Genomic DNA, 10,172 nt, shown 5'->3' with positions numbered 1-10,172 from the left:
TACGGGTGCGGGTGGCGGTGCCGGTGTTGGGGCCGCGGTGTTGGGGGCGGGTGCTTCCGGGCTTGAGGGTGCGGTTGGCCGTGGTGGTCCGGCACATGGTGGTCAGGCGCATGCCGGTTCGGCACCTGCCGGTTCGGCGCAAGGGGCCTCGGTGCATGGTGCTTCGGTGCCTGGGGCTCCCGCACATGCCGCGCCGGTACACGCTGTGCCGACACCTGCCGCGTCGACGCATGCCGCTCCGGTATATGGGACTTCGGTACATAGCTCTTCGGCACACAGCTCTTCAACACATGGGGCTGCGGTTTCCCATGGCATGTCGGCACACGAGCCGCCGCTGAGGAGCACGCCACGGCACGGCACGCCGGGGCAGGACACACCGGCCCATGGCACCCCACCACATGGCACGCCCGCACATGGGAGCCCGGTTCAGGGGACGCCAGCTCACGGGACGCCAGCTCACGGGACGCCGGCTCATGGGACACCGGCCCATGGGGCTTCCGCCCATGGGGCTTCCGCCCACGGCAGTCCGGTTCACGAGACTCCTGCCCACGGCAGTCCCGCTCACGAAGGTCCCGCTCACGGGAGTCCGGCGCACGGGACCCCTGCCCACGGCAGTCCGGCTCACGGGACTCCCTCCCACGGGACGCCGATCCCCGTACCGGGAGTGGTTCCGGGCGCGTCCGGCGACGTACCGCGGGCGTCGTTTCACGAATCCGCGTCGTATCCGTCCCACGATGCCCACGACGCCCACGGCGTGAGGACCGCCGTGCCTGCGCAGCCGGGGCGGGACAGCGAGTCGGGCGGGCTGTCGGTTGTGAACGGTGGTGTTCCGGCGCCGCTCCCGGTGCGCGGTGCCGAGACGCGGGCCAATCCGGCGGAGGCCGTGCCCGGTATCCGTCCCGGCGATCGGCGGTTCGTCGCCGAGAACACGGTCACACCTCCGACCCCGCGCGGCGGAGTGGTGCGCGGCACCATGAGCAGGCCCCAACTGCCCAGACGGCGGGCCCAGGAGCACCTCGTGCCCGAGCTGCGCGACGGACCCGCGCCCCGGCCGGACTCCGAGTTCCACGTGGGTCACGACCCCGGTCTGATGGCGGCGTTCCAGCGCGGCATCGGGCTCGCCGAGGCCCAGTTCCGGGACTCGGCCCACATGGATGAAACGCCCATAGGCGAAGCGCACCCAGCGCACCCAGCGGACGAACCACGCGAGGCGCACGCGGCGTACGAGACGGCGCCCGCGCCAGGTCACGACCTCACCGCCCGGCACGACGGGAGCACACCAGCCGGATGAACCACGCGACCCCCACCCCCACCCACACCTCCGCTCCCGCACACCTTCGTACTTCAAGGAGTCGATCCCCCATGGCGAGCGATGTGCCGACCGGGCACGCATCCGACCTCGACTGGCTGATGAGCGGCCTGGTGCAGCGCGTACCGCACACCAGGAGCGCCGTGCTGCTCTCCTGCGACGGCCTCGTGAAGTCGGTGCACGGGCTGGACCCCGACAGCGCCGACCACATGGCGGCCCTGGCCTCCGGGCTCTACTCCCTGGGCCGCAGCGCGGGCGTCCGCTTCGGCGACGGCGGTGACGTACGCCAGGTCGTCGTCGAACTGGACTCCACCCTGCTGTTCGTGTCCACCGCAGGCTCCGGCACCTGTCTTGCCGTGCTCGCCGGACGCGACGCCGACGCGGCCGTGCTCGGCTATGAGATGGCGATGCTGGTCAAGAGCGTTCGCCCGTACCTGATGACCGCGCCGAGGCAGCACAGCGTCGAACCGTCGGCGATGAGGCCTTGAGCGTGACCTCGGCCGGCGACGGGCCCTGGCTTGATGACGCGGCCGGACGCCTTGTGCGTCCTTACCAGGTCAGCAACGGCCGGACCCGGCCGAGTACCGCGCTCGACCTTCTGTCGCAGGTGATGGCCACCGGCGTCACCCCTCTCGGCTACCTCGGCCCCGAGCACACCCAGGCACTCGAACTGTGCCGGGACCCCGTCTCGGTCGCCGAGGTCGCCGCGCATCTGAGACTGCCCGCCGCGGTGACCAAGGTGCTGCTGTCCGATCTCGTCGACTGCGGGGCGCTGTGCATGAAGCCCCCGACGTTCCACCACAACCCCACTGACCGGTCTCTTCTGGAGGCAGTGCTCGATGGACTACGACGACAGCTCTGACCCCTTTCCCACCGCCTTGAAGATCCTGGTGGCGGGAGGGTTCGGAGTAGGAAAGACGACTTTCGTCGGCGCGGTGAGCGAGATCGCGCCGCTCAGCACGGAGGAGCTGCTGACCACTGTCAGTGCCGCGACCGACAATCTCGACGGCATCGAGAACAAGGTCGAGACGACCGTCGCGATGGACTTCGGCCGCATCACCCTCGATCCGGAACATGTGCTGTACCTGTTCGGCACGCCCGGACAGGAGCGGTTCTGGTTCATGTGGGACGAGCTCTCCGAAGGCGCGCTCGGCGCGGTCATCCTCGCCGACACCCGCCGCCTGGAGGACTGCTTCGCCGCCGTCGACTTCTTCGAACAGCGCGGCCTGGGATTCATCGTGGCCGTCAACGAGTTCGACGGAGGCTTCCGCTACGACCCGGAGGAGGTACGGACGGCCATCGACCTCGACCCGGACGTGCCCGTCGTGTGCTGCGACGCGCGGATCTCCAGCTCGGGGGTGCAGACCCTGCTCACCCTCGTCCGCCACCTCCTCGCCCACGCCCCCTCGCACGCCCCCAGCCATGGAGCCCACACATGACGTACGACCCGCCGCGCCCGGCCGGTCGGCTGCTGCTCACCCCCGAGGACAAGGAGGCCCCCGCCAGAACACGACGGCTGAGGGTGCTCGGTCTGGGGCAGCACACGGAGCCTGCCCTCGACGCGTTCGCGGACCGGCTCGCCGAACTCGCGGGGGCGCCCTACGCGATGGTCAACTTCATCGACGAGGAGCGGCAGTTCTTCGCGGGCCTGCACATCCCCGACGGGGGCACCCCGACCGGGCCGCCTGCCGAGGCCCGTACGGATCGCACGGACGCCACGAAACCGAGGATCGGCCGCTATATGGCCCGGGACCATGGCTTCTGCCCACATGTGGTCGTCCGCCACAAGGCGTTGGTCCTGGAGGACGTCCGCGACTATCCGCGCTTCGCGGGCAACCCGGTCGTCGACGAGTTCGGCATCCACTCCTATCTCGGTGCCCCGCTCATCGACCGCACGGGCATCGCGCTCGGCACGGTGTGCGTCAGCGATGTCGAGCCCCGGCCGTGGGGGCGGGCGGGGCTCGACACCATCAAGTCGATGGCGGCGGAGCTGGTCGAGCGGATCGAGCTGCGGGAAGGCGGGTTCTGACCCGCGCGCCCTCCGCCTTCACATGGACGGTGTTTCTGCCACGCGGACTCACGCGGACCCACGCGGCCTCACTACGGAGTCAGACAGAGACGGTGTCCCCTTCAGGGAACGTGATCCGGACCTCGTGCCCCTCGACCTCGCAGGACACCGACTCCCGTAGGGCTTGCGGGTGTACGGAGTCCCGCGTCAGCGCGAGCAGCGTGACGTACACGCCGGAGCCGCCCGGACGGCCCGCCGCGCACCGGAGGTACGGAGTCGCGGAGTGCGGGCCGAAGGCGTTGGCCTCGACCTCGCGCGCGATGCCCGTGTCCTCGTCCCAGCCGTGCAGCGCGACGACCACACTGGTCAGCCCGTTGTCCGTGCGGGCCAGTGCCCAGCCGTGGCCCCGCTCGGCGGTGGGCCGGGCTTCGGAAGCGACCGCGTAGCCGCCCTCCCGGACGGTCAGGCCGGTCGGCGCGACCACCCGGTGCACGCGTATCTCCCAGGGACCACGCAGAACGCTCGTCGTCTCGATCGGGAACTCCTCCTCGCTGCCGGGCAGTCGGGCGCTGTAGCGGGAGGCGGCCGTCCGCCCGGAGCAGTGCAGCGGAACGATGCTGCGCCGGCGGGACGCGGTGCCGTCCGGGGCCATCAGCGCGATGTGCCCGTCCACGGTCCGCTCCCAGGCGTGGGCGGCAGCCTCGGGCGCGGTCGCCGTCGAGTAGCCGAACTTCGCGTAGTGCGGATCGTCCTCGGCGAGCCCGGACGGGGAGTTGTGGTCGCCGCCGTGATTGACCAGGCGGACGATGCCGTCGTGTTTCGTGCCGTGCAACAGCCAGCCGGGGGCCGGGAGCGCGGTGTACTGGTCCGACTCCTCGACGGGCAGCGGCAGTTCGCGTGCCGTCCACACCGGGTGCTCCGGAGGCAGCAGCAGCCCGAGGAAACCCATGCTCGCCCAGTACGGGGACGCGGGCCCCGAGTACGGCTGGGCCATCGGCAGGAACGTTTCGTACCAGCCGAGCGGCAACAGCCCGCGCTCGTCGGGCACGCCCCGCTCCACGAAGTGCCGGACCGTGCCCGACGCCAGCCGTCGGGTGAGGCCCGGTTCCAGCGGCGTACAGCCGGCGAGGGCGCCCATCCATGCCGGGGCGGCGGTGGCGAAACGGTACGTCAGGGAGCGGCCGTGGTGCACGGGGGCACCGTCCGCGCCGAAGAACCGCGGGTAGTCGGCGAGGAACCGGGCGAGCCGCTCCCGGTAGACGTGGCCGCGCCCGCCGCCGTCGCCGCTGGTCATCCGGCACCACAGCAGCGGGTACAGGTGCATGATCCAGCCGTTGTGGTAGTCGAAGGTCCCGCCGTCGCCGTCGCTGTACCAGCCGTCGCCGACGTACCAGTCGTCCAGGCGGTCGAGCCCGGCGTCGATGTCGTCCTGGCGGTGGGGCGCGCCGACCGAGGCCAGGAACTGTTCGGCCACCACCTGGTAGAGCCGCCAGTGGTTGTCCCAGGTGCGGCGGCCCACAAAACCCCACAGCCAGTCCACGACCCGCTCCTGCGCCTCGGTGTGCAGCCGGTCCCAGATCCAGGGGCGGGACTCGTGCAGCGCCACGGCGACCGAGGCGGCCTCCGCCATCTGCTGGGAGCAGTCGGTGAGTTCGGGCCAGGCCTCGCCGCTGTCGCGGTCGGTGCCCGTTGTCAGACCCCGCGCGTAGCGTTCTGTGAGACGGGGATCGACGTCGCCCCGCGCCCCGGCGATCCGGAAGGAGGCCAGCAGGAATGACCGCGCGAACCCTTCGAGTCCGTCCGACACCACACCCGACCACGAGGTCCGCCCGGGCAGCCGGTACTGCGCGAGGCCCGGCGTCGCGTACGGGACCAGGGCTTCGAGCTGCCGGTCGGCGAGCGTCTCCCAGTGCGCCCGCGTCCAGCCGGTGTGCGGCGACAGGACGTGGTCGATGGGCGGCAGGGACACGTGCGGTGCGGGCATGGCGGGGTTCCGACTCCTCTGTTCCCGGGCGCGATTCCAGGTTCCGGAGAGGGATACGGCTGGTGGGGGCCGACAGATCAATCGTGCTGTGTGCGTATGCCATGTGTCCTGTGCGCACAGCGTGAGACCTGTTCGCATGTGGTCGGCCCTGTTCGTATGTGCGGCCCCGTGCGCTCTCCCGGAACGCGTCGCCCGATGGGAAGTTGACTCCGGCGCAGGTGGGCTCGGCTTCCTCCGAGGAACGCGGCCGGACTCCCTGCCGCCGGACCCGACTCCTCGTCACCGAACGGGAAGGCATCCCATGACCGACCTGCGTCTCGGCGCCCTCGGCTTCGGCCTGCGCGGTTCGCTCGCGCGCATCGCCCACCGGCCCGGCCGGGGCTCGTGCGTGGCCGTCGTCGCCGAACACGATCCGGCACTGCGGGACCGGGCCGCCGACCGCATCCCCGGCGTCCGGACCGTCGAGGACCACCACAAGGTCATCGACGACCCGGACGTCGACGCCGTGCTCGTCCTCACCCCGGACCACACACATGCGGACATCGCCTGCGCGGCCCTGCGCGCGGGCAAGCCCGTCTTCGTCGAGAAGCCCCTGGACATCACCATCGAGCGCTGCGACCTCATCCTGCGCACGGCCTTCGAGACCGGCACCCGGCTGTACGTGGGCCACAACATGCGCCACATGCCGGTGATCCGGCAGATGCGCGACCTCGTCCTGCGCGGCGACATCGGCACGGTCAGAACGGTGTGGGTACGCCACTTCGTCGGCTACGGAGGCGACTGGTACTTCAAGGACTGGCACGCCGAACGCCGGTGCACCACCGGCCTGTTGCTGCAGAAGGGCGCCCACGACCTCGACGTACTGCACTGGCTCGCGGGCGGATACGCCCAGCAGGTACAGGCGTTCGGCGACCTGATGGTGTACGGCGGCAATCCGCACCGCCGTTCGCCGGGCGAGCCGAAGTCCGACGACTGGTACACGGAGGACGGCCACTGGCCGCCGCACACCCAGCGGGCGCTCAATCCCGTCATCGACGTCGAGGACGTGTCGATCGTCAACATGCGCCTGGACAACGGGGTGTTGGCCGCCTACCAGCAGTGCCACTTCACCCCCGACTACTGGCGCAACTACACCGTCATCGGCGACGCGGGCCGCCTGGAGAACTTCGGGGACGGGCCCGGGGGAGTGGTGAAGGTGTGGAACTCCCGCCGCTCCGGATACCGGGCCGAGGCGGATGCCGAGTACCTGATACCCGACGTGGAGCAGGACGCCGAGCACGGGGGCGCGGACCCGCTGCTGATCGACGAGTTCCTACGGTTCGTACGCGAAGGCGGGCGCACCGACACGTCCCCGGTGGCCGCACGGATGGCGGTGGCGGCGGGATTCCGGGCCACCGAGTCACTGCGCGGGGGCGGCGTTCCGTACGAGGTGCCGCCGCTGGACGCGGAACTGGTCGCGTACTTCGAGAGGGGGCAGACACGCTGACGGAGGCGGGGCCGAGCGAGGGCGCAGACGCGCTCACGGGTCCGAGGTATGCGTGGGAAGCGAGCGGATTCGCGGGAGGGGAGCGAGGCGTGAAGGAAAGCTGCGGCGGAGCTTAAGAAAACCTCGATGGACCGCAGCGCCCGTGTACGGCAGATTTCTCCGCGTCGGCAGTGGAGCGCCGCAGCCGCTGAGAGGCGCTCCCGCATGGCCCACCCGCCATGCCCGCTGCCGTGACGCCACCCCTCACTCCGGGCCGGGGCCTGCCTCGGCATGCCCCGGCCCGGAACCCTCGTACACGGGAGCCGTGTTGAAGGCGCTGGTCAAGGAGAAGGCTGAGCCGGGACTCCGGCTCATGGACGTACCGGAGCCGGTCGTCGGACCCGGTGACGTGCTGATCAAGGTCCTGAGGACCGGGATCTGCGGCACCGACCTGCACATCCGCAGCTGGGACGGCTGGGCGCAGCAGTCGATCAGGACCCCGCTCGTGATCGGCCACGAGTTCGTGGGCGAGGTCGTCGAGACGGGCCGCGACGTCGGCGACATCTCCGTGGGCGACCGGGTCAGCGGCGAGGGCCACCTCGTGTGCGGCAAGTGCCGCAACTGCCAGGCCGGGCGGCGCCATCTGTGCCGCGCCACGGTGGGGCTCGGCGTCGGCCGCGACGGCGCGTTCGCCGAGTACGTCGCGCTGCCCGCGTCCAACGTGTGGGTGCACCGCGTCCCCGTCGACCTCGACGTCGCCGCGATCTTCGACCCGTTCGGCAACGCCGTGCACACCGCGCTGTCGTTCCCGCTGGTCGGAGAGGACGTACTGATCACCGGCGCGGGACCCATCGGCCTGATGGCCGCCGCCGTCGCCAAGCACGCCGGCGCCCGGCACGTCGTGGTCACCGACGTCAGCGAGGAGCGCCTGGAGCTCGCCCGCAAGATCGGCGTCAGCCTCGCGCTGAACGTCGCCGAGTCGTCCATCGCCGACGGGCAGCGCACGCTCGGCCTGCGCGAGGGCTTCGACGTCGGCCTGGAGATGTCCGGCAACCCCGTCGCGATGCGCGACATGCTCGCCAACATGACGCACGGCGGAAAGATCGCCATGCTCGGACTGCCGTCCGAGGAGTTCGCCGTCGACTGGTCCCGCATCGTCACCTCCATGATCACGATCAAGGGCATCTACGGCCGCGAGATGTTCGAGACCTGGTACGCGATGTCGGTCCTCCTCGAAGGCGGCCTCGACCTCGCCCCCGTGATCACCGGCCGCTACGGCTACCGCGACCACGAGGCGGCGTTCGCCGACGCGGCGAGCGGCCGTGGCGGCAAGGTCATCCTCGACTGGACCCACTAAGGACTGATGATGTTCGACTCCGTACGCGACGACCTCCGGACCACCCTCGACGAGATCCGCGCCGCCGGACTGCACAAGCCCGAGCGCGTCATCGGCAGCCCGCAGTCCGCGACCGTGAACGTCACCTCGGGCGGTCGCCCCGGTGAGGTCCTCAACTTCTGCGCGAACAACTACCTCGGCCTCGCCGACCACCCCGAGGTGATCGCCGCCGCCCACGAGGCCCTCGACCGCTGGGGCTACGGCATGGCGTCCGTGCGCTTCATCTGCGGTACGCAGGAGGTGCACAAGGAGCTCGAACAGCGCCTCTCGACCTTCCTCGGGCAGGAGGACACGATCCTCTACTCCTCCTGCTTCGACGCCAACGGAGGAGTCTTCGAAACTCTCCTCGGCGAGGAGGACGCGGTGATCTCCGACGCCCTCAACCACGCGTCGATCATCGACGGCATCCGCCTCTCCAAGGCTCGCCGCCTCCGCTATGCCAACCGTGATCTCGCGGACCTGGAACAGCAGTTGAAGGAGGCCGCGGGCGCCCGCCGCAGGCTGATCGTCACCGACGGCGTCTTCTCCATGGACGGGTACGTGGCCCCGCTGCGCGAGATCTGCGACCTCGCCGACCGCTACGACGCCATGGTCATGGTCGACGACTCGCACGCCGTCGGCTTCGTCGGCCCCGGCGGTCGCGGCACCCCCGAGCTGCACGGCGTCATGGACCGCGTCGACATCATCACCGGCACGCTCGGCAAGGCCCTCGGCGGCGCGTCCGGCGGTTACGTCGCCGCCCGCGCCGAGATCGTCGCCCTGCTGCGCCAGCGCTCGCGCCCGTACCTCTTCTCGAACACCCTCGCCCCGGTGATCGCCGCCGCCTCTCTGAAGGTCCTCGACCTGCTGGAGTCGGCGGGCGACCTGCGCGAGCACCTCGCCGCGAACACCGCGCTGTTCCGTTCCCGGATGACCGAGGAGGGCTTCGACATCCTCCCCGGCGACCACGCCATCGCCCCGGTCATGATCGGCGACGCGGCCGTCGCCGGACGCATGGCGGAGCTGCTCCTGGACCGCGGGGTGTACGTGATCGGCTTCTCGTACCCGGTGGTCCCGCAGGGCCGCGCCCGGATCCGCGTACAGCTGTCCGCCGCGCACTCGACGGAGGACGTGAACCGGGCCGTGGACGCCTTCGTGGCGGCGCGGACCGAGCTGGAGGCGGAGACGAAGGCATGAGCGCGGAAGCCTGGGCGCGGGGGACCGGGGTCGGGTGCCCGGCGCCGCGGATGGGCTGAGGACCGGCGCAGCGGGGTGAGCGCGAACCTCTGAGAGAATCGGTCACATGATCGAAGCGCGGCGGCTCCACATCCTCCGTGCGGTGGCGGACCATCGCACGGTGACGGCCGCTGCCGCCGCGCTCTACCTCACGCCCTCCGCCGTCTCGCAGCAGCTGACGGCCCTGGAGCAGGAGACGGGCCACCGCCTGGTGGAGCGCAACGCCAGGGGCGTACGACTGACCCCGGCCGGCGAGATCCTGCTCAGCCACACCAACGCGGTCCTCGCCCAGCTGGAGAAGGCCGAGGCCGAGCTCGCCGCGTACGACTCGGGTTCGGCGGGCACGGTCACGGTCGCCTCCTTCGCGACCGGTATCGGCCTGGTCGTCGCGCCCGCCGTCGCCCGGCTCGCGCGGACCGCGCCCGGCATCCGCATCCGCGTCCAGGACGCCGAGGGCGACGCCAGCCTGCCGATGGTGCTCGACCGGCAGGTCGACGTGGCCGTCGCCGTCGAGTACCGGGGCGCCCCGGACGCCGACGATCCCCGCCTCGCCCACATCTCGCTGTACGCCGAGCCGTTCGACGCGGTCGTCCCGGTGACCCACCGCCTCGCCGACCGTACGGAGGTCCCGCTCGCCGAGCTGGCCAAGGACCCGTGGATCGGTCCGTACCCCGGAAACCCCTGCCACGACGTGGTGGTCCTGGCCTGTGAGCACGCGGGATTCCAGCCCCGGCTGGAGCACTCCTCGGACGACTTCCGGGCGGTCGTCGCGCTCGCGTCCGCGGACGCGGGAGT

Annotated in this window: 10 protein-coding genes; 9 read left to right on the top strand and 1 reads right to left on the bottom strand. The window is 71.1% G+C overall.

The features are described 5' to 3' along the window. Positions 1 to 766 precede the first annotated feature (766 nt). The 5 genes from AOK17_RS50330 to AOK17_RS36425 all read left to right on the top strand — a co-directional run bounded on the left by AOK17_RS50330 (position 767) and on the right by AOK17_RS36425 (position 3,338). Positions 767 to 1,291: a hypothetical protein gene (locus AOK17_RS50330; RefSeq protein WP_342671549.1), complete on the top strand. Its 525-nt coding sequence runs from the start codon at positions 767 to 769 to the stop codon at positions 1,289 to 1,291. 71 nt (positions 1,292 to 1,362) lie between these two features. Further along, positions 1,363 to 1,797, top strand: coding sequence for a roadblock/LC7 domain-containing protein (locus AOK17_RS36440; protein WP_055509592.1), 435 nt, complete (start codon positions 1,363 to 1,365; stop codon positions 1,795 to 1,797). Between the two features lie 2 nt (positions 1,798 to 1,799). After that, entirely contained in the window at positions 1,800 to 2,171 is a 372-nt protein-coding gene (locus tag AOK17_RS36435) for a DUF742 domain-containing protein (RefSeq protein ID WP_055616885.1), read from the top strand. Beyond that, complete coding sequence (locus AOK17_RS36430; RefSeq protein ID WP_055616884.1) at positions 2,149 to 2,748, top strand: GTP-binding protein; 600 nt, start codon at positions 2,149 to 2,151, stop codon at positions 2,746 to 2,748. Before AOK17_RS36435 ends, AOK17_RS36430 begins: the two co-directional genes overlap by 23 nt. Further along, positions 2,745 to 3,338 carry a GAF domain-containing protein gene (locus tag AOK17_RS36425; protein WP_055616883.1) on the top strand — a complete coding sequence of 198 codons (594 nt, stop codon included), beginning with the start codon at positions 2,745 to 2,747 and terminating at the stop codon, positions 3,336 to 3,338. Before AOK17_RS36430 ends, AOK17_RS36425 begins: the two co-directional genes overlap by 4 nt. Before the next feature lie 79 nt (positions 3,339 to 3,417). On the opposite strand, the gene AOK17_RS36420 is transcribed toward AOK17_RS36425, so the two are convergent. Next, positions 3,418 to 5,301: a DUF2264 domain-containing protein gene (locus AOK17_RS36420; protein ID WP_055616882.1), complete on the bottom strand. Its 1,884-nt coding sequence runs from the start codon at positions 5,299 to 5,301 to the stop codon at positions 3,418 to 3,420. A 301-nt stretch (positions 5,302 to 5,602) separates the two neighbouring features. Between AOK17_RS36420 and AOK17_RS36415 the strand changes: the two genes are divergently transcribed. From AOK17_RS36415 to AOK17_RS36400, 4 genes are all read left to right on the top strand, one after another. Beyond that, entirely contained in the window at positions 5,603 to 6,787 is a 1,185-nt protein-coding gene (locus AOK17_RS36415; protein WP_055616881.1) for a Gfo/Idh/MocA family protein, read from the top strand. Between the two features lie 307 nt (positions 6,788 to 7,094). Further along, positions 7,095 to 8,123 (top strand): L-threonine 3-dehydrogenase, encoded by a 1,029-nt coding sequence (gene tdh, locus AOK17_RS36410; RefSeq protein ID WP_055616880.1) that lies wholly within the window; start codon positions 7,095 to 7,097, stop codon positions 8,121 to 8,123. A 9-nt stretch (positions 8,124 to 8,132) separates the two neighbouring features. After that, complete coding sequence (locus tag AOK17_RS36405) at positions 8,133 to 9,338, top strand: glycine C-acetyltransferase (RefSeq protein ID WP_055616879.1); 1,206 nt, start codon at positions 8,133 to 8,135, stop codon at positions 9,336 to 9,338. Between the two features lie 106 nt (positions 9,339 to 9,444). Further along, positions 9,445 to 10,172: LysR family transcriptional regulator (locus AOK17_RS36400; protein WP_055616887.1), on the top strand; the 728-nt coding region annotated here is incomplete at its 3' end.

The sequence above is a fragment of the Streptomyces phaeochromogenes genome (genome assembly GCF_001418655.1).
GTDB classification, from domain to species: Bacteria; Actinomycetota; Actinomycetes; order Streptomycetales; family Streptomycetaceae; genus Streptomyces; species Streptomyces phaeochromogenes.
Note: the sequence above shows the minus strand (reverse complement) of the source record. Positions and strands in the feature narration are given on the sequence as shown.

Coding starts and splice junctions, on each gene's coding strand:
- AOK17_RS36405 (WP_055616879.1), top strand. CDS start 8,133: ATGTTCGACTCCGTACGCGACGACCTCCGGACCACCCTCGACGAGATC.
- AOK17_RS36440 (WP_055509592.1), top strand. CDS start 1,363: ATGGCGAGCGATGTGCCGACCGGGCACGCATCCGACCTCGACTGGCTG.
- AOK17_RS36430 (WP_055616884.1), top strand. CDS start 2,149: ATGGACTACGACGACAGCTCTGACCCCTTTCCCACCGCCTTGAAGATC.
- AOK17_RS36425 (WP_055616883.1), top strand. CDS start 2,745: ATGACGTACGACCCGCCGCGCCCGGCCGGTCGGCTGCTGCTCACCCCC.
- AOK17_RS36415 (WP_055616881.1), top strand. CDS start 5,603: ATGACCGACCTGCGTCTCGGCGCCCTCGGCTTCGGCCTGCGCGGTTCG.
- AOK17_RS36420 (WP_055616882.1), bottom strand. CDS start 5,301: ATGCCCGCACCGCACGTGTCCCTGCCGCCCATCGACCACGTCCTGTCG.